General features: G+C 70.2%; 22 protein-coding genes, 1 tRNA gene and 2 pseudogenes. 15 read left to right on the top strand and 10 right to left on the bottom strand.

Features of this window, described 5'->3' with window-relative positions:
• Positions 1–462: 462 nt before the first annotated feature.
• Positions 463–1,161: an ATP-binding protein gene (locus FSYMDG_RS29350; protein ID WP_013875450.1), complete on the bottom strand. Its 699-nt coding sequence runs from the start codon at positions 1,159–1,161 to the stop codon at positions 463–465.
• 170 nt (positions 1,162–1,331) lie between these two features.
• Positions 1,332–1,673, bottom strand: a complete 342-nt coding sequence (locus tag FSYMDG_RS21335; RefSeq protein ID WP_013875449.1) for an STAS domain-containing protein — start codon at positions 1,671–1,673, stop codon at positions 1,332–1,334.
• A 158-nt stretch (positions 1,674–1,831) separates the two neighbouring features.
• Here FSYMDG_RS21335 and FSYMDG_RS30210 point away from each other — a divergent pair, with 158 nt between their 5' ends.
• The 4 genes from FSYMDG_RS30210 (at position 1,832) to FSYMDG_RS21320 (ending at position 4,451) form a co-directional block, all read left to right on the top strand.
• Positions 1,832–2,461, top strand: a complete 630-nt coding sequence (locus FSYMDG_RS30210; RefSeq protein WP_432763260.1) for a DEAD/DEAH box helicase — start codon at positions 1,832–1,834, stop codon at positions 2,459–2,461.
• Complete coding sequence (locus FSYMDG_RS28985) at positions 2,428–2,898, top strand: helix-turn-helix domain-containing protein (RefSeq protein ID WP_043602714.1); 471 nt, start codon at positions 2,428–2,430, stop codon at positions 2,896–2,898. The genes FSYMDG_RS30210 and FSYMDG_RS28985 overlap by 34 nt, the downstream gene beginning before the upstream one ends.
• On the top strand, positions 2,883–3,569 hold the full coding sequence (locus tag FSYMDG_RS28980) for an IS630 family transposase (RefSeq protein ID WP_237702723.1): 687 nt from the start codon (positions 2,883–2,885) through the stop codon (positions 3,567–3,569). Before FSYMDG_RS28985 ends, FSYMDG_RS28980 begins: the two co-directional genes overlap by 16 nt.
• A gap of 69 nt (positions 3,570–3,638) precedes the next feature.
• Positions 3,639–4,451: an SAM-dependent methyltransferase gene (locus FSYMDG_RS21320; protein ID WP_013875448.1), complete on the top strand. Its 813-nt coding sequence runs from the start codon at positions 3,639–3,641 to the stop codon at positions 4,449–4,451.
• Positions 4,452–4,549: 98 nt separating this feature from the next.
• Here FSYMDG_RS21320 and FSYMDG_RS21315 read toward each other — a convergent pair whose 3' ends face one another.
• Positions 4,550–5,788 (bottom strand): class I SAM-dependent methyltransferase, encoded by a 1,239-nt coding sequence (locus FSYMDG_RS21315; RefSeq protein WP_131772931.1) that lies wholly within the window; start codon positions 5,786–5,788, stop codon positions 4,550–4,552.
• A 671-nt stretch (positions 5,789–6,459) separates the two neighbouring features.
• Between FSYMDG_RS21315 and FSYMDG_RS30205 the strand changes: the two are divergent.
• The 5 genes and pseudogenes from FSYMDG_RS30205 to FSYMDG_RS21290 form a co-directional block, all read left to right on the top strand.
• Positions 6,460–6,789 (top strand): annotated as a pseudogene (locus tag FSYMDG_RS30205) (TauD/TfdA dioxygenase family protein); the annotation flags it as partial.
• On the top strand, positions 6,710–7,321 hold the full coding sequence (locus tag FSYMDG_RS25035; protein WP_083828385.1) for a TauD/TfdA dioxygenase family protein: 612 nt from the start codon (positions 6,710–6,712) through the stop codon (positions 7,319–7,321). The pseudogene FSYMDG_RS30205 and the gene FSYMDG_RS25035, both read left to right, overlap by 80 nt.
• A 309-nt stretch (positions 7,322–7,630) precedes the next feature.
• Positions 7,631–7,900, top strand: a pseudogene (locus FSYMDG_RS21300) (hypothetical protein); the annotation flags it as partial.
• Positions 7,901–8,255: 355 nt separating this feature from the next.
• Positions 8,256–8,864 carry a Panacea domain-containing protein gene (locus FSYMDG_RS21295; protein ID WP_013875446.1) on the top strand — a complete coding sequence of 203 codons (609 nt, stop codon included), beginning with the start codon at positions 8,256–8,258 and terminating at the stop codon, positions 8,862–8,864.
• The gene (locus tag FSYMDG_RS21290; RefSeq protein WP_013875445.1) at positions 8,861–9,208 is read left to right on the top strand and encodes a hypothetical protein; all 348 of its coding nucleotides are present in this window, start codon (positions 8,861–8,863) and stop codon (positions 9,206–9,208) included. The genes FSYMDG_RS21295 and FSYMDG_RS21290 overlap by 4 nt, the downstream gene beginning before the upstream one ends.
• Positions 9,209–9,375: 167 nt before the next feature.
• On the opposite strand, the gene FSYMDG_RS21285 is transcribed toward FSYMDG_RS21290, so the two are convergent.
• Together FSYMDG_RS21285 and FSYMDG_RS21280 are read right to left on the bottom strand one after the other, a co-directional pair.
• Positions 9,376–9,449 (bottom strand) — tRNA-Pro (locus FSYMDG_RS21285).
• A 168-nt stretch (positions 9,450–9,617) separates the two neighbouring features.
• Positions 9,618–10,571 carry a metallophosphoesterase gene (locus tag FSYMDG_RS21280; protein WP_050803618.1) on the bottom strand — a complete coding sequence of 318 codons (954 nt, stop codon included), beginning with the start codon at positions 10,569–10,571 and terminating at the stop codon, positions 9,618–9,620.
• 150 nt (positions 10,572–10,721) lie between these two features.
• Between FSYMDG_RS21280 and FSYMDG_RS21275 the strand changes: the two genes are divergently transcribed.
• Positions 10,722–11,195 carry a GatB/YqeY domain-containing protein gene (locus FSYMDG_RS21275; protein WP_013875443.1) on the top strand — a complete coding sequence of 158 codons (474 nt, stop codon included), beginning with the start codon at positions 10,722–10,724 and terminating at the stop codon, positions 11,193–11,195.
• A gap of 124 nt (positions 11,196–11,319) precedes the next feature.
• Here FSYMDG_RS21275 and FSYMDG_RS21270 read toward each other — a convergent pair whose 3' ends face one another.
• Positions 11,320–13,713, bottom strand: coding sequence for a transglycosylase domain-containing protein (locus FSYMDG_RS21270; protein ID WP_237702906.1), 2,394 nt, complete (start codon positions 13,711–13,713; stop codon positions 11,320–11,322).
• Between the two features lie 449 nt (positions 13,714–14,162).
• Between FSYMDG_RS21270 and FSYMDG_RS21265 the strand changes: the two genes are divergently transcribed.
• Positions 14,163–14,519: a WhiB family transcriptional regulator gene (locus FSYMDG_RS21265; RefSeq protein ID WP_013875441.1), complete on the top strand. Its 357-nt coding sequence runs from the start codon at positions 14,163–14,165 to the stop codon at positions 14,517–14,519.
• 454 nt (positions 14,520–14,973) lie between these two features.
• Here the strand turns inward: FSYMDG_RS21265 and FSYMDG_RS21260 are convergent, their stop codons facing one another.
• Both FSYMDG_RS21260 and FSYMDG_RS21255 read right to left on the bottom strand, forming a co-directional pair.
• Entirely contained in the window at positions 14,974–16,209 is a 1,236-nt protein-coding gene (locus FSYMDG_RS21260) for an ArsA family ATPase (RefSeq protein ID WP_013875440.1), read from the bottom strand.
• The gene (locus tag FSYMDG_RS21255) at positions 16,206–17,228 is read right to left on the bottom strand and encodes an ArsA family ATPase (RefSeq protein ID WP_193353080.1); all 1,023 of its coding nucleotides are present in this window, start codon (positions 17,226–17,228) and stop codon (positions 16,206–16,208) included. Before FSYMDG_RS21255 ends, FSYMDG_RS21260 begins: the two co-directional genes overlap by 4 nt.
• A 319-nt stretch (positions 17,229–17,547) precedes the next feature.
• Here FSYMDG_RS21255 and FSYMDG_RS25440 point away from each other — a divergent pair, with 319 nt between their 5' ends.
• The 4 genes from FSYMDG_RS25440 (at position 17,548) to FSYMDG_RS21240 (ending at position 23,774) form a co-directional block, all read left to right on the top strand.
• Positions 17,548–17,715 (top strand): DUF4177 domain-containing protein, encoded by a 168-nt coding sequence (locus FSYMDG_RS25440; protein ID WP_085948571.1) that lies wholly within the window; start codon positions 17,548–17,550, stop codon positions 17,713–17,715.
• Positions 17,712–18,209, top strand: a complete 498-nt coding sequence (locus FSYMDG_RS21250) for a RidA family protein (protein WP_013875437.1) — start codon at positions 17,712–17,714, stop codon at positions 18,207–18,209. Before FSYMDG_RS25440 ends, FSYMDG_RS21250 begins: the two co-directional genes overlap by 4 nt.
• Positions 18,210–18,595: 386 nt before the next feature.
• Positions 18,596–19,486, top strand: a complete 891-nt coding sequence (locus tag FSYMDG_RS21245; protein ID WP_050803617.1) for an MBL fold metallo-hydrolase — start codon at positions 18,596–18,598, stop codon at positions 19,484–19,486.
• Between the two features lie 400 nt (positions 19,487–19,886).
• Positions 19,887–23,774, top strand: a complete 3,888-nt coding sequence (locus FSYMDG_RS21240) for a tetratricopeptide repeat protein (RefSeq protein WP_013875435.1) — start codon at positions 19,887–19,889, stop codon at positions 23,772–23,774.
• A 431-nt stretch (positions 23,775–24,205) separates the two neighbouring features.
• Here FSYMDG_RS21240 and FSYMDG_RS21235 read toward each other — a convergent pair whose 3' ends face one another.
• Entirely contained in the window at positions 24,206–24,895 is a 690-nt protein-coding gene (locus tag FSYMDG_RS21235) for a cyclic nucleotide-binding domain-containing protein (protein ID WP_043607335.1), read from the bottom strand.
• Positions 24,896–25,163: 268 nt separating this feature from the next.
• Positions 25,164–25,400: a hypothetical protein gene (locus FSYMDG_RS21230; protein WP_013875433.1), complete on the bottom strand. Its 237-nt coding sequence runs from the start codon at positions 25,398–25,400 to the stop codon at positions 25,164–25,166.
• Positions 25,401–25,445: the final 45 nt, after the last annotated feature.

Here is a 25,445-nt window from a genome sequence, read left to right as displayed (position 1 = left end):
GGCATGACTGCCGGCTGGGACGGATCCGGGCTACCGCCCGTCCCGCCGTCGCGCCATCGTGCGGCGACCAACGCGTTGGCCCGCGTTCTCCCGATTCTCCGTTCGGTACCACGGGGAGCACTCCAGACATCGCGCACGCGGTCTGATCGACCGAGTGATGCGGCAGTCTATCCACACGGCCGTAACATGCGCTCGTTCTTTCGTAGACAAGGTCCGGTAAAAATTGCGCTTTGAGGGATTTACCGTGGATGCTCGGTGTCCTTGTTCATCTCGATGGCCGGCTTTCGGCCCATTCCGTCCGTGTCGTCCTGCCCGGGCTGGCGTACAGGTGTCGACACATCGGTGTTGACGCGGCGGCCGACGTGTTCGGTACCGACGCGTCAGCGGCGACGTGCCGGCTGCGATGGCCCGCGTGCGGCCGCCGCCGGGGCGACCGGGACGGCATCGGCGCCAGCGTGCTGTCTAGAGAGCCATGACCGGTGCGGCTGGTTTCCCCTCCAACGGCTCCGTCGCCCAGCGCATAGTGACGATCATGCCGGTCCGGTCGGTCCGCGTGGTGATGGTGAAGTCGTCGACCAGGCCTTCGATCAGGGCGAGACCGAGTCCCGGGACTGTCGGGGAGCACGGCTCCTCCTCGTCCGGCCGCCAGATGCCGTTTCCGGATGCGACCGGGCTGACAACCATGGGCTCGGCGACGACCGGCTGGGCGGCCAGCGACTGGGCAGCCAGCGGGTCGGTAACCATCGGCTCGGCTGCCGCCGGCCCGGCGACGGTGGGTGGGGAGAGGGAGGGGGAAGGGGAAGCGGCGTTGGTCAGCGTGCGACAGCCGTCGGGTGATCCGGGCGTGTCGGCCCGTCCACGGCCGTTCAGGGGCGAGACGTCGCGTCTTGTGGGTGGAACATCGCGTTCCCGCGGCCCGCGGTCGGCCACCGACACCGTGAACGCACCATCGCCGTCACTGACCCGGACGATCACGGGAGCCTGTGGGTCGAACCGGCGGTTGACGCTGACGGCTCGGGCACATGCCTCGCCGACCGCAAGTTTGATCTCGTCAAGGATCTCCTCCGGCACGCCCGAACGCCGGCTGACCGCGGCTGCGATCATCCGGGCCGTTCGGACGTGTCCGGGAAGAGCCGCGAAGCGCAACTCGACGGTGGACATACGTCGATGACCTGTCTCTCGATGGAACTGACCACCCGGCGACCCGCGGGCCTGAGCCTGTCGGATCCTCCGGATCGGCTTCCAGGCCCTCCGCGCCGATCCGGTGGGAACCTCGGATACGGCAGGAGCCCTGGGCGCGAAAGAATCACGATCGCGCTGCCTTTGGTCCTTCAGTCCTTGGCTGCGAGTGCTTCTTCGACGGACGCGTGGATCGGGAAGACCTTCGTCAGACCGGTGATCCGGAAGATTTTCAGTATCCGTTCCTGGGTGCAGACGAGCCGCAGCGTCCCCTCGTGCGCCCGGACTCGCTTGAGGCCGCCGACAAGTACCCCGAGGCCGGTCGAGTCGAGGAACTCGACCCCTTCCATGTCGACGACGAGATGGTACGAACCGCCTGATACGAGATCGATCAGTTGTTCCCGCAGCTTCGGGGCGGTGTAGACGTCAATCTCGCCGCCTACGACGACGATCGTGAAGTCCCCTTCCGTGCGGGTAGTGAGGGACAGGTCCACAGGTCCTCCTTGCGTCTGCTTCACAGCCGTCCGGCCGGACGGCCGACATCACGGCGGCACTACCCTCCCACGCCCGGATCAATCCGGCTCGCCGCGACGCAGCAGGCTACCCATGCGCCGCAGGGGTTCGTAGCCACGGCCCCGGTGGCGCCCGGTTCGTGCCCCGCCGGCCGCCGCACCCCGCGACCGCCCGTTGGAGGCGGGCGAATCCTGCGGGGACCAGGGCATCCGTCCGGCATCCTCGCCTACGCTGGGCCACCGTGGGTACAACCTCGGTCCGGGCCAGCGCACCAGAGCCGGGTGCGCCGGATCGTGGTGCGGCTGTTCTCGACCGGCTGCGGACAGACGCCCGTCGTAGCTGTTGCATCACACATGTGCAGCGTGTCCCCGCCAGAGCCGGCAGCCGGGCGCCCTGGCCCGCCTGGGCGGATCCCGTACTCGTCTCCCGGCTGCGCGCCGCCGGTATCGACGCACCGTGGACACACCAGGCGCGTGCCACCGAACATGCTCACGCCGGCCGCAGCGTGGTGCTCGCGACAGGCACGGCGTCGGGTAAGTCGCTGGGATACCTCATGCCGGTGCTCAGCGTCCTGCTGGCCGAACCGCCCGCTCGCGCGCTCTATCTCGCTCCCACCAAGGCACTGGCCAACGTAACTAGTAGACTGTCGCTGCTTAGTTCTGGTGTGTCTTGTGTCTGGGTGAGAGGGTTGGGTCTGGCAGGTCTCCCCGTCCCTCTGCCGGTCAGGACTGTGTCGTGGGTTCGCAGAAGAAGTGGCCGGTCACCTTGACCGAGGCTGATCGTGACGAGTTGGTTCGGGTGACCTCGACGGGGGTTCATCCGGCGTCGATGATCCGGCGGGCGCGGGTCCTGCTCGCGTTGGACACCTCGGTCGGCCCGGTTGCCTCCCAAGAAGAACTCGTGGTCCGGGTCGGGGTCTCGGGTGAGACGCTGCGGCTGGTCGCGAAGCGGTTCACCGAGACCGGTGGGGATGTGGGGGCCACGATCGGTCGGAAGGCACGGGAGCTTCCCCCGGTGCCTTCCCCGGTGACCGGCGAGGTTGAGGCCAGACTGATCGCGCTGGCATGCTCGCAGCCACCGGCTGGTTATGCACGCTGGTCGCTGCGGCTGTTGGAAAAGCACGTCGCGCTGGTCGCCGACATCCCGGACCTGGACCATTCCACCATCGGCCGGGTCTTAAAAAAACGAGGTTGCGTCCTCATCTGAGGAAGTGCTGGACCATCCCACCGAGGGCGAACGCGCAGTTCGCCGCGCGGATGGAAGACGTTCTGGCGGTCTACGCCCGGCCCCACAACCCGGGCGTGCCCGTGGTGTGCATGGACGAGAAGCCCTACCAGCTGTTGGCCCACGCCCGCGACCCGATCCCCGCCACGCCAGGGCGTGACCGGCGCGAGGACTCCGAGTACGTGCGCCACGGAACCTGCTCGATCTTCTGCTGGGTCGAGCCACTCGCCGGCTGGCGCCGCGTCCAGGCCACCCCACGGCGCACCAGGATCGACTGGGCACACCACGTCAGGCGCCTGCTCACCCTCGACTACCCCGACGCCGAACGGGTCGTGCTGGTCATGGACAACCTCAACACCCACGACATCTCCTCGCTCTACGAGGCCTTCGACCCGGCCGTCGCGTTCGCACTCGCGCAACGACTCGAGATCCACCACACCCCCAAACACGGCTCCTGGCTCAACATCGCCGAAATCGAACTCGCCGCCCTGACCCGCCAATGCCTCGACCGCCGCATCGACACCCTCGACGTCCTGAACACCGAACTCGACGCCTGGCAGACAGCCGTCAACGCCAACCAGCGCCAAGTCAACTGGCACTTCACCACCGATGACGCCCGCACCAAACTCCGCCACCTATACCACACACATTAGCGGCGACAGTCTACGAGGATCTCCTGGGCTGAGACCCGGTGCAGCGGTCGCCGGACGAAAGGATCTGACATGGGACTTGACGCAGCGGACGAGGAACAGCCACCCGCCAACCTCAACCCGGACGTGCCACACATCGCCCGGATCTACGACTACTGGCTCGGCGGCAGGAACAACTATGCCGCCGACCGCAAGGTGGCCGAAGAAGTGCTGGCGGCCCTGCCCATCACCCCCGTCAGCGTGCTGGCGAACCGCGCGTTCCTGGGCCGATCCGTACACCACCTCGCCGCCGAAGCCGGCATCCGCCAGTTCCTCGACATCGGCACCGGCTTACCATCCGCCAACAACACCCACGAAGTCGCCCAACGAGCCGCCCCCACCACCCGCGTCGTCTACGTCGACAACGACCCCATCGTCCTCGTCCACGCCAAAGCACTCCTCACCAGCTCCCCCCAGGGCACCACCACCTACATCGAAGCCGACCTCCGCAACCCCGACATCATCCTGAAAAAAGCCGCCACCACCCTCGACCTCACCCAACCAGTAGGACTCATGCTGGTCGCGATCCTGCACTGCGTCACCGATGAGGACAACCCCTACGAAATCGTCACCACCCTGCTGAACGCCATCCCCCCCGGCAGCCACCTGATACTTTCCCATCCGGCCAGCGACATCGTCGCTGAGGAGGTGCGCATGGCCTCGACGCGTATGAACACCTCGATGGCCGAGAAGGTGACTTTTCGCTCGCACGAGCAGGTCCTACGGTTCTTCGACGGCCTGGAACTGCTGGAACCAGGCCTGGTACCGACCACACAGTGGCGCCCCGAACCCGGGGCCGACACCACCCCGATGCCCGTCTGGGCCGGCATCGCCAGAAAACCATAAGAACGCCGACGGCCCCGGAGCGGCCCGCCCCGGTCACATCGGCTGTCCGGATCCGTCGTGAGAGGCGGTTCCCTCGCATGGGGCGGTACTGATCGCCGTCATTCGTCGGCGAGGCAGAGCAGACCCCAGGGGCGATTGTCGACACGGGTCATGACGAGAGTGGCCCGGCGGGTACCGGAGAGCTTCAGGCGTTTACGCAACTCGTCGACGTCACCCGCCAGACCGCGCCGCCGGATGTCGACCGACCTGATGTCCAGCGCGCGCAGGCGGGCGGGCAACTGCTTCTGGTTCCACGGCGCGGAATCGATGACGCGCAACGAGCGGCCGAACGGCGTACGTATCGGCGCGTCCGCCGACAGGAACGCGATTCTTCCGTCGATCTTCCAGGCGCCGAGTTCCCGGGCCAGCTCCGCGACGAGCCCGGCGCGGGTGACAGCCGGATTCGGGTCGAGAAGGTATTCGCCCGGTGCCCGCACCGGTACCGGGGCCTCCACGCCGGATGCCCCCTGACCAGCCGGTGTGGAGGTGAGCGTGTGCCCGCCGGGCAGGAGGGTCGCGCGGGTGCCCGTGGTGGCCAGCGCCGGGGACCAGGCCACCGCCTCCTTGAGGTCCCTGCCCACGGCAATGAACTCCAGCTCCCAGCCGGCGGGCGCGGCCTCGCGTGGGAGGCCTGGAGCGGCCTTGATCCCCACCTTCGCGACACGTCCGGCGAGCTCCAGGCACCAGGACAGCGGTGGCTCGCTGTCACCGGTACGCAGCCGCCGTTGGCCGGCACGCCGGGCCGGGTCGACGAACACCGCGGCCGCCCCTGCCAGGCCGACGTCGCGGACGTCGGAGAGAACGGTCGTCACGTTGCCCCCGACGCCCAGGACGTCGGCGTTGGCCCGCGCGACACGCAGATGAAGCGGGTCGACGTCCACGGCGATCACCTGGTGCTGCCTGGCGAGCGCGAGCATGTCCCCGCCGATACCGCAGCACAGGTCGGCGACGATGTCCCCGGCCGCGTACCGCGAAGCCGTGTGCTCGGCCACGGCCTGCGGCGACGCCTGTTCCAGGCCGGCACGGGTGAAGAACATCTCCATCGCCCGGCTGAACTTCGACCCGGCCGCCGCCCGCAGCTCGTGCTGGCCCAGCGCCTCGACCACGAGATCCGTCGGATACTCGGCGCGCAGCCGCGTCCCGAGACGTAACGCCTGTCGTGGGCCGACCGCCGCGCCGGCCCCGCCGGTTCCCGCGCCTCCGCCAGCTCCACTGGCAAGCCGGTCGAGCAGTTCGCTCCCGGCGGAGGTCAGCAACGCCTCGAAGCGCTCCACCCGCGATCCCGCGGCTGCGGTCAACTCGGTTCCCCCACCTCGATCACCAGCCGGATCACCAGCTGGATCACCAGCCGCCCGTGCCACAAGGCAGTCAGGGCTCAGCCGGCACCAGCCACGACGGCCCAGGACGCACTCTTCCACACAGCCGGTTTCACCAACGAACGTGTCACCGTCCGCCACCCCGGAAATCCCCGAATCGTTGCTCTTCGTACATGGTGCCGCGGGCTCCGCTGACGCCGTGCCGTGCAGGCCCGCTCCCGGGACACGATGTGCGAGCCGGCCCACAGAATCTCCGCCCGCGAAAGCGCCGACCGCCCGGGCGCCGGTTTTCACCCGGTGGAGCCACAGCCATGCGAATGGTGCGGATTCGGGCCGGCCAGCGGCATGCCGGCAGCCAGAAGGGAACAGGCGATGGCACGCGAACTGCACCTGAATGTCAACGTCACCGGGAGCGGCCGGCACGCCGGCGGCTGGCGGGCCCAGGACGACCCGACACTGTTCGTGAACATCGACTTCTTCCGGCGCATCGCGCGGGTGCGGAACGCGGGACGTTCGACGCCGTGTTCATCCGGGCCGGCGACCCGAGACCCGTCTGACACCGACAGCACACCTGACACCGACAGCAAGGGCATCGGAAACAAGGGCATCGACAGCAAAGGCACTGACATGACCGTGACAGCATCCGTGGATCCGTGGTTCAGCCGACGATCAGACTGTTGAACGTCAACTTCGGCGCCGAGATCACCGGAGTCGACCTGAAGCGGCCGCTCGACGCGGCGACGGCCGCCATGCTCCGCCAGGCATGGCTGGACCATCAGGTCCTCTTCTTCCCCGGGCAGCACCTCAGCCCGGACGAGCAGACCGCGTTCGCCGCCAACTTCGGCGAGCTGACCGCCGGCAGTTCGACCCTCCCACCCATCGACGAGCGGCACAGCCTGGTCGTTGCCTTCGACAGCAGCCGCTTCTCCGAGGAGAGCAGGAACGGCGGCTACGTCGCGGTCAACGACGTCTGGCACGCCGACGTCACCTTCGTCCCCACACCCCCCGCGGGCGCGGTGCTCAACATCGTCGAACTGCCTCCGGTCTGGCGGCAGCACCGCCTTCGCGTCAGCCCAGGCCGCATACGAGTCGCTCAGCGAGCCGCTGCGGCGGTTCGTCGACGGGCCGGACGCCGTGCACGGCATCGGCAACGAGCCCCGCGAGGTGCACTGGGAGGGGCAGACGGTCAACGCGGCCGAGGTCGAGCACCCGGTCGTCGCCGTCCACCCCGAAACCGGGCGAAAGGACCTCTTCGTCAATCCGCTGCTGACCCGCCACATCAAGGGCCTCGAGCCGGTGGAGAGCGCGGCACTGCTGGCACTGCTGTACGACCGCGGCGCCCGGCTGGAGAACGTGATCCAGTACCGCTGGCGCAGGGGCGACCTCGTCCTGTGGGACAACCGGGCGGTGCGGCACCGGCGCGTCGAGGACAACGACCCGGCAGCGCCGCGGATCGTGCACCGGGTGCAGCTACGCGACTCCGCCCCGGTCGGGCCGGCGAGGACCCCCGCATGAGCGCCCGCGGCTGCACCTGAACGTCAACTCCAACGGCCTGGGACGGCACGACGCCGGGTGGCGGGCGGCGAACCAGCCGCTCGGCTTCCTGGACCTGGCCGCCTGGGAGCGGCTGGGCCGAATCGCCGAGCGTGGCCGGCTCGACGCCGTGTTCCTCGCCGAGACCCTGGGGTTCTCGGAGCAGGACTTCAGGCGGCCGTGGAACGCCTACGACCCGTTCGTGACGCTGACGGCGATCGCCCAGGCCACCACACATGTCGGGCTGGTCGCGACCGTCTCGTCCACCTACCGCATCGGCAGTGGGCACCGGTCGTCGGCACGCCGGAGCAGATCGCGGACGACATCGAACGGTTCTTCACAGGCCGTGCCGCGGATGGCTTCAACCTCAACTTCGACTTCTTCCCCGACGGGCTGGGGCTGATCGTCGACCAGCTCGTCCCGGAGCTGCGGCGCCGCGGCCTGTTCCGCACCGAGTACGAGTCGAGGACGCTGCACGGCAACCTGGGGCTCCCGCCGCCGACGTCGGCGGCAAAGCCGCGCAGGCGTCCACACGGCGTCCAACAGGTAGGCAACAGGTAGGCAACAGGTAGGGAGGCAGGCCCGGGCCCCGGTCTTCGGCCCGGGCTGCCGCTGCGCGCGGGCACCCGGTGCCGGGAAGCTCCGTGACCGGGAGCACGCCGGTATCCGCCTGACGCGACTACCGCCACCCACCGTAATAATTGTTCAAATATTGACCATGGAGAGTGATACGAGTGAACACGCGGAGTCCGCGCTCCGATCCAGGTCAACGACTTGGAGGCGAACAAAGGTTCGACTAGAATGCGGGCAGATACGAACTCTTCCGGCGGACGCGCCGTTACGCCATGCTTGCGGCGCCGCCGGTACGGTTGCATGGCCGTGAGGAAGACGGCCGTGAGGAGGGAGGCCCGACGTCATGGACGAACACGACCGCATCGTCACGGAGAGCCTCCTGCGCGACGACCTCGACGTACAGCCAGACGAGGCCAAGTTCGCGGAGTTGCTGCTCCTGGTCGCCGAGGAGCTGGCCGATGATCCCTACGGAGGTGCCACCAAGGCCAACAAGGTTTTGTACTTCGCCGAGTTCGCCCACGTCCGCGAGACCGGGCTTCCGATCACAGGCGTGCGGTACCGCAAGCTCGAACGAGGACCCGCGCCGCGCCATCTCCGAGCGATTCGGGACCATCTGATCGACAACGGCGACGCGGTGCTGATCAAAGAGAGAGTCCTCGGCTACGAGCAACATCGGCTCCGGCCGACCCGGCCAGCCCGCCGGGAGCTGTTCAGCGCTACCGAGCTGAAAGCCGTCCAGGACGCCGTCAACCTGCTCCGAGGCCACACCAACGCGGACGCCAGCGAACGGTCCCACCGCGAGCCCGGCTGGCAGCTTGTCAACGACGGCGAGGACATCCCCTACGTGGCAGCGCTCCTGCCACAGCATCAGCCACAGCCATCGCCTCGAATGATGGACCGGTTGCGGCAGATCGGCGAAGAGTACGCTCGCCGGGAGCGCCCTGCCCCGTGACCAGACACACGGTCACCTACGGAGCCGACTTCCTCGCCACCGCTCAGGCCACCTACCCGGACAGCCGAAGCACGCGCTACTCGGGGCCGACGTTCCACGAGTTCATGGCTTTACCGGTGCGGTCAGCGAGGTTCGCCTTCGCGAACAACTGGGACGCTCTGCCCTCGACAATGAGTGGCGCGGCTCGGCTGGTGATCCTTGAGCCGAGCGGAGTGTTCGGGCCGATCGTCTTCTACGCGGTCCTTGTCGCCCGGCCAACCGGGCTGATAGTGGAAATCGCGGACTTCGAGGAGGACCGAGCCTACTGGGACACCTTCGTCGACCCGGACGACCCCGACGACTGAGCCGCGCCTGACGGATATTCGGCCGCGCCTGACGGATGTTCGATCGCGTGAAGGCTCTGAACCGGCTGGGCGGAGGTCCTGATCGGTAGAGCCGGCTGCTGTACATCGGCGCTGTACATGCATCAGGGGCATGACGGAAAAGCTCCGAATCATGCCCCTGACCTGGGTCGGGGTGGCGGGATTCGAACCCACGACCTCTTCGTCCCGAACGAAGCGCGCTACCAAGCTGCGCCACACCCCGCGACCACTGCAAAGCTTACCTGATCCGGAATTCTACCTGATCCGCCGGCCACTCTCGGCACGGGTGACCGGACAGGTCCACGGGGAGCGGCTCCAGCCCCCGCCACCGGCGCGGAGTCCGCGACGGTGCTCACATCCAGGGGCCACGGCGCCAGGTCCGCGCGAGGCGTCAGGTCCACGCGGCCGGCGCGAGGGTGATCAGGGTGGCCTCCGGCCGGCAGGCGAACCGGACCGGTGCGAACGGGGACGTCCCGAGGCCCGCGGAGACGTGCAGCCACGACGAGCGTCCACCGGCCTCGTAACGGGACAGGCCGCGGACCCGGCCGCGGTCGAGGCCACAGTTGGCGACCAGCGCCCCGACGAACGGCACCCGGATCTGCCCGCCGTGCGTGTGGCCGGAGAGCGTCAACGCCACCCCGTCCGCGGTGTAGGCGTCCAGCACCCGGGGCTCCGGGGTGTGCGACAGCCCCAGCAGCAGGTCGGCGTCGCCGTCGCGCGGGCCGAGCACCGCGGAGAGATCGTCCCGCCTGAGTCTGGCGTCGTCGACGCCGCGGACGTCGATCCGCAGCCCGGCGACGCGCAGCACCGTCCGGGTGTTGGTCAGGTCCAGCCAGCCGCTGGCGGCGGCCAGGCTCTTGGCGAAACCGGCCCAGTCCAGCGGAGCCCCCTTCGGGGTGGGGACGTCCCCGGGCAGCAGGTAGCGGTGCGGGCTCTTCAGCGTCGGCACGTAGTAGTCGTTGTTGCCCGGCACGAAAACCCCCGGGAAGCCGAACAGGGACGACAGCGCCAGCAGCGTCGGCTCGTCCGCGTCCGGGTGTGCCAGGACGTCACCGGTCAGCGCCACCAGGTCGGGCACCAGGCGGGCGAGATCCCCGATCCACGCCAGCTTGCGCTTCTGGTTCGGGGTTATGTGCAGGTCGGAGATGTGCAGGATGCGCAGCGGCTGCGCGTCCCGCGCGAGCATCGGCAGCACCACACGACGCAGGGTGTAGGCGGTGCGCTCATAGCCGGCGGCATATGCCACGGCAAGGGCTCCTGCCGCGCCGAGCCCGGTGGCCGCCCGCCCGACGGGGCGTCCCCACGCCCGTGAAGGTGACTGTTGCAACCGTCGCCCACTCGTCATCGGACAAGTGTGGCCCAGGTTGCGCCATGGTGGGCGGCTCGCGGGGCGCGTCGCGTGCGTCGTGACCCAGTGGACATCCGCCCCGACGTCCGCTGGACCGGTCCAGCGGCTGGCGGCCGGCGGCCGGCCAGGTCAACTAAGGTCACCCGTGTGAGCGAACTCAAGGATCGTCTGCGGGCAGATCTCACCACGGCGATGAAGGCGCGGGACGCGCTGCGGACGTCCACCCTGCGGATGGCGCTGGCGGCGCTGAAGGACGAGGAGGTCGCCGGCAAAAGCGCCCGCGAACTGTCCGACGCCGAGGTGCGGAAGGTGCTCACCCGGGAGGTCCGCAAGCGACGGGAGGCCGCCGACGCCTTCGCCGCGGCGGGCCGCGCGGAACAGGCCAGCAAGGAAAACGACGAGGGTGAGATCCTGGCCGCCTACCTCCCTCAGCAGCTTGGCGACGACGAACTCGCCGCGATCATCGACAAAGTGATCGCCGAGCACGGCCTGGCCGGGCCGAAGGCCATGGGCGCCGCGATGAAGGCGGTCCAGCCCGAGGTGGCCGGGCGTGCGGACGGGGCCCGCGTCTCCGCCCTGGTCCGCGCCCGGCTGGCTTCCTCCCCGCCCGCCCAGGCGTGAGCACGGCCCATCGGTACGCCCGATCGGGCGGCACACGGCCTGTCGGGGCATGACCGGTCGACCCGCGACCAGGGGACGGCGGACGGGACGATCCGCCGGCGGCCGGCGGGAGCTGGCAGGCCCGTCAGCCCGCTCCGGACCTGCCACTGCCCCGAGCCCGCCCGGACCCCGCGGTGCCGGGATCGGACCTTCTTCCGTCGCCGAACCGGGTGGGCGTCCCACCCTCGTCGGACTCGGCGGACCGCAGGACGAAGCCCTGGGAGACCATCAGCACGACCTCCGAGCCCTCGTCCACCTCCTGATTGCCGCCGGGATTCATCGCCAGCACCGTCCCCTTCGAGAACGGGCTCCAGATCTCCTGCACCGTCACCCGGAAGCCCTGGGAGGCCAGCCGCTGCTGTGCCAGGGGCAGGTCCAGGCCGACGACGTCCGGCAGCGTCTTCTTCGCCGGGTTGGGCTGGGTGCCGTCCGGGGACGGCATCGGCGCGACTGGCAGCCCGAGTCCGTCGGCGGTGCCGCGCATCGCCCTCGCCCACACCTGGGCGGGCAGGCCACCACCGTAGACGACCTGGTTGCCCAGGACGTTGCGCAACGGATATGTCGTGGGTGAGCGCGGGTCGGCGAGGGTCACGGCGGTGGCCAGCTGGGGGATGTAACCGGCGAACGACGCGGTGCTGAACCCCTCGGCGGTGCCGGTCTTGCCCGCGGCCGGCCGGCCGATCTGCGCGTTGGGGGCCCCGGTCCCGTGCAGGATGACACCTTCGAGGACCGAGGTGACCGTGTCCGCGATCTGCGTCCCGAGCACCTGGCGGCACGGCTCGGGCGTGCTGTAGGGCACCGGCCGGTCGGTGCTGCCGACCCGCTGGGTGATCGATTCAAAGGGTCGCGGATCGCACCGGACACCGTGGTTGGCCAGCGTGGCGTAGGCGGTCGCCAGATCCATGGTGGAGATCTCGTTGGTGCCGAGCACAGCCGCTCCGTCGACCGGCCCGATGCCGCCGCCGGGGCAGCGCAGGGACTCGGACTGGTCCTGCACCCGGCAGGAGGACACCCCCAGCCGACGTGCCATCTCAGCGGTGTTCCGCAGCCCGACCTTCTCCGCGAGCTGGATGTAGTAGGTGTTGACCGAGTCCCAGGTCGCCGTGGTCATGGAATATAAGCCGGCCTCGTTCGGGTCGGCGTTGCCGTAGCAGTCCCCCTGGCTCTGGCGCCCGTTGTCGTCGATGTCCGGATTGTGGAAGACATCCGAGTGGTAGCACGCCGGGGAATAGTACGTGGTGTTCAGCGGCAGTCCTTTTTCCAGAGCCGCGGCAAGTGTGAACACCTTGAAGGTGGATCCCGGTGAGAACGAGGCCTCCTCCAGCGGAATTATCTGCTTGGTGTGTACGAAGTCGGTGGTCCGCTCCGGCGGCTGGCCGTCCGCGGACGGGCCGTACTCCCGGTTCACCGCCAGCGCCAGCACGTTCCCGGTGCCCGGCTGGAGCATTGCCACCCCCACCGCCACCCGGTTGCCGGGCGGCACGACGGCGTTCGCCGCGTTCTGCGCGGCGGCCTGGGCGACCGGGTCGAGTGTGGTCCGGATCGTCAGGCCGCCCTCGAACAGCAGCCGTTCCCGGTCCGCCTGGGCCGCCCCGAAACGCTCGTCGGCGAGCAGCGTGCGGCGGACGTAGGCGCAGAAGAACGGCACCGACGACAGCTGGCAGGGGTCCGCAGCCTGCGGTGGGCGGTTGAGCACCACCGGGGTCCCCCGAATCTGTCGCAGCTGCTCGTCGCTGATGTGGCCGAGTTCGTGCATGCGCTCCAGGACGACGTCCCGTCGCGACATCGCCGCCTGCGGGTGCAGCACCGGGTTGTAGGCGGTCGGATTCTTGACCAGACCGGCCAGCATCGCCGCCTGCGGGAGGGTGAGCTGGTCGACCTCGACGTTGAAATAGTGTTTCGCCGCGGTTTCCACGCCGTAGGCGCCGTCCCCGAAGTAGGCTATGTTCAGATACCTTTCAAGAATCTGGTCCTTGCTCAGGTGCTCCTCGAGGTAAAGTGCGTAGCGTGCTTCCCGGAGCTTACGTCTGACGGTCTGCTCGGTCGCGGCCTCTTTTTCCTCCCTGGACGTCGCGGCCTGCAGGAGGACGTTCTTCACGTACTGCTGAGTGAGAGTGGATCCGCCTTGCGTGACCGCCCCGGACTCCTGGTTGGAGACATAGGCCCGCAGCAGCCCCCGGTAGTCGAGTCCGGTGTGCTCGTAGAAGCGGGAGTCCTCGATGTCTATGACCGCCTGGCGCAGTACCGTCGGAATGCGGTCGAGGGGGATGATCTGCCGGTCCTGCTCACCGCGCAGATATCCGATGACGTTGCCCTTGGCATCCAGGATGCGGGACGCCTGCGGCAGCGGTGGGACGGTGAGGTTCGCCGGCAGGTCGAGGAAGGCGTCGGCGCTGCCCTTCACCGTGAGGCCCGCAAGCGCCACGACCGGCAACAGGACCAGCGCGAGCAGGAGGCCCGCGAGCCCGCTGATGACCATGGCCTGCCCGATCCATTCGGCCGCCGTCCATGCTCGCGGATAGCCACGATGTGGACCGTCCGGCATTGGGCCGGCGCCCGACGCGACGCCTTTGCCGTAGCCGGCACGGCCGGAACTGGCGGGCGGCCGCGGGGACCCGTGGCCCGACCCTGTCGCGCTGGTCACGTTCGGGAACCTCCAAACGGCCCCCTCGCACGGCCGCTCGGCCGTACCTCCCACACCAGCCTACGACCGCACGGAACGGACATACGAATGTCACGCACACGACATGATCTGGTTACAGATAGCGCCACTGTCGTCATTCGGATCAATGGCCCGGACGGGTCATTTAGACAACCACCCGTGTGGGGTCTGTGCCGTGGCGGAGACGCTCCATACGGTTTCGGGCGAAGCCACGTCACCACCCGCACGGGCCCCCTGACCCGGTCTCGAGAAGAAAGGCAGGTGGCATGACCAGCAGCCTGGCAACCCGCACCAGCGCCGCCCGACGTGCCAGCTCGACACAGTTGATCGGCTCGACCGTCGACGGCGACTGGACCGCGAACGCGGCCTGTCGTGACCTGGACCCGGACGACCTCTTCGTCCAGGGAGCGGCGCAGAACCGGGTGAAGACCCGGTGCTTCGGATGCCTCGTCCGCACCGAGTGCCTCGCTGACGCCCTTGACAACCGAGTGGAGTTCGGAGTCTGGGGCGGTATGACCGAACGGGAACGCCGGGCGCTGCTGCGCAGGCGACCGGACGTCACATCGTGGCGGAAGCTGCTCGCGGACGCGCGCGCCCATCACGGCGCCGCCTCCGCCGGTTAGGACCGTCCGCACCTCGTCCCCCACTGGCCACCTACCGGTGCCCTGTTGGTCGTTTGTTGACGAATTCGCTGTCCGGTTCTCCCGCGCGGCTCATCATCACACGCACACAGGGCATTGCGGACATCGACGTCACTAACGGGACAACCACTCGACGACGATGCCGCGGCCAGCGACGATCCGGGCTGGCCGGACGATCAGACGGGCCCAGGTGCCCGATCTCCCCGACGGGTGCGCGATCACAGCTGTTCGCGCACCCGCAGGCTCGGCCGCCAGCCGGTAACCCCCGCGGGACATCTGACATCGCTGCCCACGCGCACCCGCGTCCCCCACGAGCCCGGCCAACTGCCGACAGCCCCACCACGCCAGGCGGTACATGGCGTCGGCGAGCGGAGCCGCGACATGGCGGACGCGGGGTGGCAGGAGACGAAAACCACGTAACCGCTCCACTCGCGCGCTAGTCGGTCTGCCCCAGGGCGGCGTCGTGGGCGTGTTCGGGGAGGTCCTCGCCGGCCAGTACGGCGCCGACGGCGCGCAGGCCGTCAAGATCGTGAACATCGCCGGCGAACGCGTCGACCTCGACCAGGGGTGTGTCGGGATGCGCGCTGGTGAAGCGGTCCCGCAGGCGCTGCTCCCGGGTGGCCAGCCTTACCCGTTCCGCGTGGATGCGCAGCACCGCCGTCGCCAGCGGATGTTCGGCATGCTCACCGAGCATTTCGGCCGCCGCCAGGCTGCGTTCCACGGTCAGCCCACGGGCGGCCGGCCCGACCGGGTGGACCCGGTTGACGACCAGGCCCGCCAACGGCATCCCGTCCGCGTCGAGCCGGTCGACGAAGTACGACGCCTCCCGCAACGCGGCGGCCTCCGGCGCCGCCACCACGACAAAGGACGTCCCGGGCGCGCCCAGCAGCTGGTACGTCTGATCGGCGCGCTGCCGGAACCCCCCGAACATCGTCTCCAGGGCAGCCACGAACTGGCTGACGTCGGCGAGCAGCTGCGCGCCGATGACCTTCGTCAGTATCCTGCCGAACACGCCCAGCCCGACGTTCACGACCTTCAGGTACATCTTCCCGCCGGCCTTCGCCGGGGCGAGCAGCAGTCGCAGCAGCCGGCCGTCGAGAAAGGCGCTCAGGCGGTTGGGCGCGTCCAGGAAGTCCAGGGCCGACCGGGTCGGCGGGGTGTCGACGACGATGAGGTCCCACTCGCCCGTCGCGTCCAGCTGGCCGAGCTTCTCCATCGCCATGTACTCCTGGGTACCGGCGAAGGACGACGACAACGACTGGTAGAAGGGGTTGTCGAGTAACTGCTGGGCGCGTTCCGGGGTTGCGTGCGCAAGGACGATCTCGTCGAACGTCCGCTTCATGTCGAGCATCATCGCGTCGAGATGACCACCGGCGGAACAGTCCACCCCGACGACCTCCCGGGGGTTGTTGTCCAGTTCGGTCAGGCCCATGGACTGCGCCAGCCGCCGGGCCGGGTCGATCGTGAGGACGACCGTCCGGCGTCCCCGCTCGGCCGCGCGCAGCGCGAGCGCGGCGGCGACCGTGGTCTTCCCGACCCCGCCCGACCCGCAGCACACGATGATCTTCTCGCTGCCGAGCATGGCATCGACGTCCAGCACCGGCACCGTGGACGCGGACGGGGGCACCCGCGCCCCCACGGTTGCGAGCCCGCTCGTCCGACCGTTGCTCATCCGACCATCCATTGCATCCGCAACAACTCCGCGAACTGGTAGATCACGCCGATGTCCACGCCGTCGGCGACCAGGGGCAGCTCGTACACGGGACGTCCCAACGCGTCGATCTCGCCGCGTTCGGCCCTCTCCAGAGCCACCCGGCGGGCATGCTGGGCGGCCTCCGCCACCAGGGCGTCCACCAGCCCGGCCGCGGGGGCGATGCCGGCCGCCTTCACGCCCGCGGCCAGCTCCTCGACGTCCAGCCGGCCCGTGCCGGCCCGCGCAAGGTCCTCGTCGGCGAGCAACGGCGTCCGGACCATGTTCACGATCACACCACCGACCCGCAGCCCGGCGGCACGCAGCTCGGCGACACCGTCCACCGTCTCCTGGACCGGCATCTCCTCCAGGAGGGTGACCAGGTGCACAGCCGTCTGCTCGGAGCGCATCACCGCCATCACACTGTCGGCCTGGGTGCGGATCGGGCCCATCCTGGCCAGCCCGGCGACCTCGGCGCTGACGTTGAGGAACCGGGTGATCCGCCCGGTCGGCGGCGCGTCGAGAACCACCGCGTCATAGGCCCTGCCGCCGGGCCGGGTCGCGTCCGGGCGGTTGACCGCCTCCTTCACCTTGCCGGTGAGCAGGACGTCACGGACACCGGGCGCGATCGTGGTGGCGAAGTCGACGGCGCCGATCCGCTCCAGCGCCCGGCCCGCGCGGCGGAGGTTGTAGAACATCTCCAGGTACTCCAGCAGCGCCTCCTCCGCGTCGATGGCGAGCGCGAAGACCTCCCCGCCACCAGGAGCGCTCGCGACCTTGCGTTCCGCGTAGGGCAGCGGCGGGGTGTCGAAGAGCTGGGCGATCTGCTGGCGTCCCTCGACCTCGGTGAGCAGGACGCGCCTACCACCGGTGGCCAGCGCCACCGCGAGCGCGCCGGCGGCGGTCGTCTTGCCGGTGCCGCCCTTGCCGCTCACCACGTGCAGGCGGCAGTGCCATGGCCCGTCCGCGGCGTCCCGCGATGGAGTCTCCTGCGGCGTCACATCAACGACCGTACCCGGCCGGCCCCGGCCGTTCCGGTCGATGAACAGGCAGCGGGCGCGGTGTCCACCGATGCGGCCCCTGCCCGTACCCCTTGCCAGACCCACCCCGGCCCGGGCACGGGTAGGTTGCAGGCCCGGCCCCGTCCTCCCGGCGAACACCTCCCAGACGCCCTCCGGATGCCCCCAGGCGAGCCTGGGGGCCCTCCAGGTGGACCCCCCGCGAGGCCGGTCTTCCGTGCGTTCTCGGCATGCGCGGCGGGGGGCGCGCGGGGACGGCTGTCGCATGCCCCCCGGCCGCGACGCACTATGGTCACAAGTCATGCAGACCTGGGAGTACGCGACAGCGCCGGTGCTGATCCACGCGACCAAACAGATCCTCGACAACTGGGGGGCGGACGGCTGGGAACTGGTCCAGATCGTCCCGGGGCCGAACCCGGAGAGCCTGGTCGCCTACTTCAAGCGCCCCAAGGGCGAATCGGCGCGGTGACCGCCGTGACAGCCGACGCGGCGACCCCGTCACGGCGCCTGGCCGCGCTCGGCCTGGCACTGCCCACGGTCCCGTCGCCAGCGGGTGCGTACGTGCCCGCCCGGCGACACGGCGAACTGGTGTGGACGGCAGGACAGCTCCCACTGGTGGACGGCGTCCTCGCCGCGACCGGGCCGGTCGGCGAGGCCGCCGACGGCGGCTCGGTGCCAGCGGAGCGCGCGGCCGACCTGGCCCGGATCTCCGCCCTGAACGCGCTGGCGGCCGCGGCCGCGGTGGCCGGCGGCCTGGATGCGATCACCGGTGTTGTCAAGGTCGTCGGGTTCGTCGCGAGCGTGCCCGCGTTCACCGGCCAGCCGGCTGTGATCAATGGCGCGAGCGACCTGTTCGTGGCGGTGTTCGGTGATGCCGGACGGCATGCCAGGTCCGCGGTCGGGGTGAGCGTCCTGCCGCTGAACGCTCCGGTCGAGGTGGAGATCGTCGTCACCGTCAGTTAGCGTTCGTTGGAGAACCGCGGACAGGCGGCGGCACATGAGTTGCCGTCCAGTTGTGGATATATTCGAATAGTAACCAAATATCGACAGATAGCAATTAAAGGGCGCCTAGGTGCGGATATCCGGACGAGACGCAGCTCACAGCCGACCCCCGCCGCTGACACGGTGCGCGAGCTGGGGCGAACAACCTACTGTCTATGACAGAAGTAGCCGATCTGACGATCGGGTCGGCAGACAGCCCGGGTCGACAGGCAGTTCGGGTCGGCAGACAGCCTGGTGGGCCGTCCACGCAACCCGCAGGTGACCCAGCAGGACACCTGCGCAACAGAGCATCGTCCGCTTCGGAATCTGGTGAGTGATCCGTGGGGCATACGAGCGTTACGGACGGCGTGCCCGATCCACGCGCGACGACCCCCGCGGCGGGCGGCCGGCCCGCGCCCCGGCAGGTGACCCTGCTGGCCTCGCTGCTGCTCGCGCCCAACCCCAGCCCGATGACCCTGGATGGTACGAACACCTGGATCCTGCGCGCCCCGGACGCCACCGGCTGCGTCGTGGTCGACCCCGGCCCGCCCGACCCCGGCCATCTCTCGGCGATCGTCGCGGCCGGGCCGGTCGATGTCATCCTGCTCACCCATGGTCATATTGATCACAGCGAGGGTGCCGCGCCGCTGCACGAGCTGACCTCCGCGCCGGTGCGCGCTCTTGATGTCGCCCACCAACTCGGCGACGAAGGGCTGACCGAGGGCGACGTGATCGCTGCCGCCGGGGTGGAGATCCGGGTGCTGGCCACCCCCGGTCACAGCAGCGACTCACTGTCGTTCGTCCTCGCCGACGACCGGCGGGCCGACACCGACGGCAGCGACAGCACCGACATTTCGGCGCCCACCGCGGGAAGCTCGGTTCTCACCGGCGACACGATCCTCGGCCGGGGCACAACCGTGGTGGCGCACCCCGACGGGCAGCTCGGCGACTATCTGACGAGTCTGCGGCGCCTGCGCGAGCTGGGTGACTGCGTGGTGCTCCCCGGACACGGGCCGCATCTGCCGGCCGCAGGCCGCGCCGCGGAGGCGTACCTCGCCCACCGGGAGGTCCGGCTCGACCAGGTACGGGCGGCCCTCGCCGCCGGCGACAGCACGGTCCGTCAGATCGTTCAACGGATCTACACGGACGTCGACCGCGCCCTGTGGCCGGCCGCGGAGATGTCCGTCCGCGCCCAGATCGAGCACCTGCACCAGCGGCGGGAACTGCGGACCACGCCGATCGAGCTCCTGCTCGCATAGGCCGCCTTCCGACACATCCACAAATCATGATCGCGTAGACGGCAGGAACCTCACGAACGCGAAAACATGATCACATTGTCTTCGGCCTCACCTCCAGCAGGCCGCCGGCGACGCAAAAACATGATCGCTTCACCTTATGACCGGGGGAGGAGGCCGGATTCTGGACATCCCACACAGCCCTCTTCCTTCCTGGAAACCGTTAAGATCAGCACGAACAGAAGATCTCGTACGGTTGGCTTATGCTCGCGGCCGGGAGGCGACCACCCGTGCGCAACGCTCCGGATATATCCGACCACGTCAAAAGGGTCCAGTCCTGGATGCCGTGCCGGCAGGCCCGATACACCGGACGGGCCGGCCAGCCGTCATGGCCCGGCCCTGACTCCGGCTTCAGGGCGCCCCAATGATCACATCACCCCTCGGTGGAACGCTGCGCTGTCCGCGCTGCGGCACTCCCGCCGTTCCCGGCGGCCGGTTCTGTTTCCACTGCGGGCTGCCGTTGCAGACCGAAAACGGCATGGGCGCCGACGAGGGCGCCGAGCGCCGGGTCGTCACCGTCCTGTTCGGCGACCTCTCGGACTTCACCGCATGGGCGGAGGACCTGGATCCCGAACGGGTCGGCGAGGTCACCGACCGGGTGCTCGCCGCCCTGGCCCGTGACGTCGCCGAGGTCGGCGGCCGGGTCGACAACCTCACCGGTGACGGCATCATGGCCGTGTTCGGCGCGCCGACCGCGCACGAGGACGACCCGGAACGAGCCGTGCGCGCCGCCGCCGCCATGCAGGAGACCGTCCGCCGCCTCGTCACCGACGAAGCCGGCGGCGGACGCCACCTCGGCCTGCGCGTCGGGATCAACACCGGGGAGGTGCTGGCCGGCGTCCAGGCGTCGCTGACCTACACGGTGATCGGCGACACGGTGAACACCGCCGCCCGGCTGTCGGACGCCGCCGCGGTGGGCGCCGTGTACGCGGGCCACGACACCATGATCGCCACGACCTCGGTCGCGACCTGGCGCCGGCTGGCCCCGCTGAAGCTCAAGGGCAAGCGTGAGCCGGTCCCCACCTACGAGCTGGTCAGCCTGCGACCGTCCAACGTCGCCCGGCCCGGGCACGGCGACGACGCGCCGTTCACCGGGCGCGACCAGGACCTCGCGGTGCTCGAGTCCGCCTTCCGGGACGTCGTCGCGCACAGCCAGCCACGGACGGTCGTCATCACTGGTGAGGCCGGCATCGGCAAGACCCGGATAGCGGTGGAACTGGCCCGCCGGGCGGGCGCGCAGCAGGACGCGAGGGTGCTGTGGGGCCGCACGGTCCGCCACGGTGACGGCCGGGATCTCGCCCCGCTCATGGACATCGTGCGGACCGCCTGCGGGGTCGGGGAGGGTGACAGTCCGGACCGGGTCGCCGAACGGGTACGGCGCACGGTCAGCCGGCTGGAGCATCCGGCGGCACGCACCCGCATCCCCGGCGGGGTGGCCGACAAGCTGCTCGCCCTGCTGGGCGTGCCGCCGGAGGGCCGCTCGACGGTGGCTCCGGACATCCCGCCGGGAGACCCGGCCGGGCGGGAGAACCCGGCCGACGATCCCGCCGTCCGGGCCGTCGACGCGATCGTCGACGACGTGGCCGTGCTGCTTGGCGGCCTGTCCAACGACGGGCCGCTGGTCATCGTCCTGGACGACCTGGAATGGGCGACGACCGCGCTGTGGCAGGGGCTGCGGCGTTTCGCCAGCAGGCTGCGCGGGCCGGTATTTTTGATCATGCTTGACCGCGAGGTCCCGTCGCTGGCCGGGCTGCCCAACGCCGAGTCGCTCGCGCTCGCCCCGCTGGCGGAGTCCGCCTCGGCCAGCCTGCTGCGCGACTATCTCGGCGGCGCCGAACTGGACGAGACCGCCCGGGCCGCCCTGCTCGCGCGGGTCCACGGCAACCCGTTCTTCCTCACCGAACTGCTGAACCTGCTGGTGGACCGGGGCATCCTGCACCGCGGTGACCTGCACCGCGGCGACGCGGCCGGCGCAACAGCCGCCGGAGCTGGCACAGATACCGGCACCGGCGCGGCGGGAACGGAGCCGGTGCCCGGAGTCACGCCGAACGGCGCCGCCCCGGGCACGGACCTGGCCTCGGAGATACTGCGCCACCCGGCCGGCACCCAGCAGTGCAGCTGGGTACTTGAGGGATCCCTGCCCGAGACCACGCTGCCGGCCGGTGTGCAGTCGGTGCTGGCCGCCCGTATCGACGATCTCGACCCGATCGCGAAGGCCGTCCTGCGCTCGGCGTCGGTGCTCGGCAGCCGGTTCCCCGCGGACGCGCTGCCCGCGCTGGAGGACCGCCGGGGGGAGCAGGTGCACCGGGCGCTGGCGACACTCACCGAACGCCAGCTCCTGCGGGCCCCGCATCCCGGGGAGCCGATGTGGACGTTCGTGCACCCGATGGCCCGGGACGTCGCCTACGCCGGCCTGCCCAAGGTGGAGCGGGCCCGCCGGCATGCCGCGGCGGCCCAGTGGGGGGTGGAGTTTCTCAGCGGCTCCGAGGCGGAGGTCGCGGCCTTCGTCGGCCACCATGCCGAGCGGGCCCACGACCTCGCGGCATCGATGGCGCTCGCGCCCACCGATCCCGCCTGGTCGGCGCGGGAGCCCGGGTTCCACGCCCTGGTCCGGGTCGCCCGCTCGGCGCTCGCCCGCGACGACCATCGCAGCGCCAGCGATCTGATCACCAGTGCCCGCCGGCTCGGCCGGGGGGTCGTGAGCGAACTCGACGATCTGGGCGCGGTCGTGCTGCACGCCGAGGCCCTGGCGTCGCTGCGCCGGCTGGACGAGGCCGAACGCGTCCTGCGGCCCGCACTGCGGGTCGCCACCCCCGAGCTGCGGGCGGCGGCGTACCGCATCCTCGGCGATCTGCGGCACAAGCAGGGCCGGGACGACGAGGCCGCGACCGCGCTCGTCACCGCGCTCGAGGAGGCCCAGCGCGCCGGCAGCGACCGGGTGATCGCCGCCACCCTGCGCCAGCTCGGCCTGCTGGAATATGCCGCCGGCCGGGTGCGCCACGCCGAGAAGCGGTTCACCGACGCGCTGGCCCTCGCCCGTCGGGTCGGCGATCCCAGAGGGGTCGGCTGGGCCCTCCAGCACCTTGCCTGGAGCGCGACCACCCGGGGGGACTACCCATGTGCCCAGGAGTACCTCCGAGACGCCTCCGAGGTCTTCAGACGGCTCGACGACACCGGCGGGCTGGGCTGGTGCGCGGGCACCGAGGCGCTGGTCTGGTTGCTGTCCGGCCAGCTCAGCCGGGCCCGCCGGCTCGCCCGCGACCTGATCGAGATGGCCGGGTCGCTGGGTGAGGTGTGGGGCCTGGCCGTGTGCCTGACGATCGACGCGGTCGCCGCCGCCGAACTCGGGGACATCGCCGAGGCCGAGGCCGAGGCCGAGCGGGCGGCGGAGCTGTTCGAAGCCACCGGGGACACCTGGGGTGTCGCGCTCACCCTCGTGGCCAGGGGCCTGGCCGCACGGGGCGCCGGCGATCCCGAGCGCGGGGCGGCTCACCTGCACAACGCCCAGGCCGCCGCCGACCAGGGCGGCCATGCCGTCGTCGGCGCGCTCTCCATGGTGCTGCTGGGGCTCACCCGGCTCGACGCCGGGCTTCTCAACGAGGCCGAGCAGGCCGCGGACCTGGCCATGCGGGCGCTGGACAGCCTCGAGCTGCAGCCCCACGCCCAGCTCGGCGCCAAGGTGCTGGCCGCCCAGGTCGCGCGGGCCAGAGGCCGCCTGCAGGAGGCGATCCAGCTGCTGGAGACGGCGCTGGCCGCCGGCGAGCCGGCCACCCTGCTCTTCCCGCGTCGCCAGGCGTACGCGCATCTGGCCGGCACGCTCCTCGACGCCGGCCGACCGGCCGAGGCGCTGGCGGTGGCCCGGCGCGCGGTCGAGGTGGGCGCAGAGGACGTCCGCGCCCAGGTACTGGCATGGCGGGCACTGGGTACCGTGCTGGTCGCGAGCGGCAAACCGGCCGAGGGCCGGGCCGCGTACGAGAAGGCGCTGGCCGCCGCGACCGCGACGGAGGCGGTGAGCGAGGCCGCGCAGACCCGCCGGCTGCTGTCCGCGATTCCCGACGGCCCGAAACCGGTGAACCTGCCGGGTGTCGCCGACGTCCGGGTGACCCGCCCGGCGACGGGCGGCCTGCCGGCGCCGGGCGCCACGCCCTCGACGGTGGCGTCGACCGCGCCGTCCGCGGTGGGCTCCTCCACCGCATCGTCGGCGGGCGCGCCAACGGTGCCGTCCCTGGCGGAGCCGACCACACAGGCGTGAGCGCACGGGTGTGACAGCGCGCGACAACCCGCGCAGATACCGGGTGCAGGGGTACCCGGTAGTCGAGGGGCCAGGTAGCCGCGCGGGTACGGCGCGGCGGGTCAGGTATGTCGCCACGGGCGTGGCACAGACACGGTCGCGCGGGCGTGACGGCGGATGCGCGGGCGTGGCGGTCTCGCGCGGGTGTGGCGGCACGCGTGACAGCGGCCGGGATCCGGCGCGGAGCCGGCCCGGTGAAGAAAAATCTTCATGATGTGAAGGCAGGTCCTGACCGGCACGCCAGGCGTACCTGGAGTGCCGGTCAGGACCTGCTGAGACGGGAGTCAGCCAGCCTGTGCCCCCTCAGGCCGGAACCAAGGGGCGTCTCCCGGCGGATCCCCGGTCGCGTGGGCCGAACGCGCCCGCGTCGACCGGCGTCCGCCGGCTACGCCCTACCGGGCGCGGCGGGCGAGCCGCTCCCGGTCGAGCAGCACCACCGCGCGGGAGTCCAGCCGCAGCCAGCCGCGGGTCGCGAAGTCCGCGAGCGCCTTGTTGACCGTCTCCCGGGAGGCCCCGACCAGCTGGGCGAGTTCCTCCTGGGTCAGGCCGTGCTCGACTCGGACCCCGGCCGCCTCGTTGCCCGGCTGGGCCGGCTCACCGAAGCGCTCGGCGAGGTCGAGAAGGGCCTTGGCCACCCGTCCCGGCACGTCGGTGAACACCATGTCGGCCATGGAGTCGTTGGTCCGCCGCAGGCGTTGGGCCAGCACCCGCAGCAGCAGCGACGCCGCTTCGGGTCGGGTCGCCAGCCACGGGCGCAACGCGGTGTGCTCCAGGGACACCAGTGACGCATCGGTCACCGCGGTCGCGCTGGCCGTGCGGGGCCCCGGATCGAACAGCGAGAGTTCCCCGAAGAGGTCTCCGGGCCCCATCACCATGAGGAGGTTCTCGCGTCCGTCCGAGGCGGCACGGCCAATCTTGACCTTTCCAGCAAGGATCACGAAGACGCGGTCTCCGGTTTCACCTTCCCGAAACAGAACGTCGCCTCGGGTAACATTCTGACGTTCCAAGTGATCGTTAAGAGCCTGCCGGTCCTGTTCGGACAGGCCGGCAAACATGGGAACACGGGCAAGCAGATCGTCCACGGCGTCCGAGCATGCCAGGAGTAGCGCCAAAGGGCACGACCTGGAAGCCGAAAGAGGCTGTCGGGTCTTGAACAGGTCGGGCGAATCCGGGTATTTCCGGCCCGGCCGACCGGCTCGGGAGAGCTCCCGTCAACCCCCGGCCCGAGCCTGTGGACAGAAGGCCACATACGGATCGAAGCGATTAATAACTCTGCGTAGCCACAAACACGAGAGGTACCCGCGGGCCCGCACCTGAGCCCGGCCGTCGCGGGCCACCCCAACCCGGCCGTCATGTTGCCCTGTGTTTACCCGGGGCCGACCTCCGCAGGCGGCGGCGGTAACGCTCCAGGGCGGCCGGAAAGCCCTGGGAGACGAACGTGCTCACCTCGTCGGGGCGGGCGTTGTCAAGGAAGCCCTCCAGGCCCTGGCCCGAGTCGGCCATGCGCAGGGGACGCTCCACCCGCTCCATGGCGAGCAACAGGCCGAGAAGCAGGAGCGGGAACGAGATCGCGGCAATCAGAAACATGGCGGACACCATGGTGAGGGACAACTCTGTGTAACTAACACGCGG

Source organism: Candidatus Protofrankia datiscae (assembly GCF_000177615.2).
Classification (GTDB): Bacteria; Actinomycetota; Actinomycetes; order Frankiales; family Frankiaceae; genus Protofrankia; species Protofrankia coriariae.
This window is presented reverse-complemented; position numbering and strand designations above follow the sequence as displayed.

Excerpts from the sequence above, each read along its gene's own strand:
- FSYMDG_RS29350 (WP_013875450.1), bottom strand. The coding sequence starts at position 1,161 with ATGTCCACCGTCGAGTTGCGCTTCGCGGCTCTTCCCGGACACGTCCGA.
- FSYMDG_RS21320 (WP_013875448.1), top strand. The coding sequence starts at position 3,639 with ATGGGACTTGACGCAGCGGACGAGGAACAGCCACCCGCCAACCTCAAC.
- FSYMDG_RS21295 (WP_013875446.1), top strand. The coding sequence starts at position 8,256 with ATGGACGAACACGACCGCATCGTCACGGAGAGCCTCCTGCGCGACGAC.
- FSYMDG_RS21280 (WP_050803618.1), bottom strand. The coding sequence starts at position 10,571 with ATGACGAGTGGGCGACGGTTGCAACAGTCACCTTCACGGGCGTGGGGA.
- FSYMDG_RS21270 (WP_237702906.1), bottom strand. The coding sequence starts at position 13,713 with ATGGTCATCAGCGGGCTCGCGGGCCTCCTGCTCGCGCTGGTCCTGTTG.
- FSYMDG_RS21265 (WP_013875441.1), top strand. The coding sequence starts at position 14,163 with ATGACCAGCAGCCTGGCAACCCGCACCAGCGCCGCCCGACGTGCCAGC.
- FSYMDG_RS21260 (WP_013875440.1), bottom strand. The coding sequence starts at position 16,209 with ATGAGCAACGGTCGGACGAGCGGGCTCGCAACCGTGGGGGCGCGGGTG.
- FSYMDG_RS25440 (WP_085948571.1), top strand. The coding sequence starts at position 17,548 with ATGCAGACCTGGGAGTACGCGACAGCGCCGGTGCTGATCCACGCGACC.
- FSYMDG_RS21240 (WP_013875435.1), top strand. The coding sequence starts at position 19,887 with ATGATCACATCACCCCTCGGTGGAACGCTGCGCTGTCCGCGCTGCGGC.
- FSYMDG_RS21230 (WP_013875433.1), bottom strand. The coding sequence starts at position 25,400 with ATGTTTCTGATTGCCGCGATCTCGTTCCCGCTCCTGCTTCTCGGCCTG.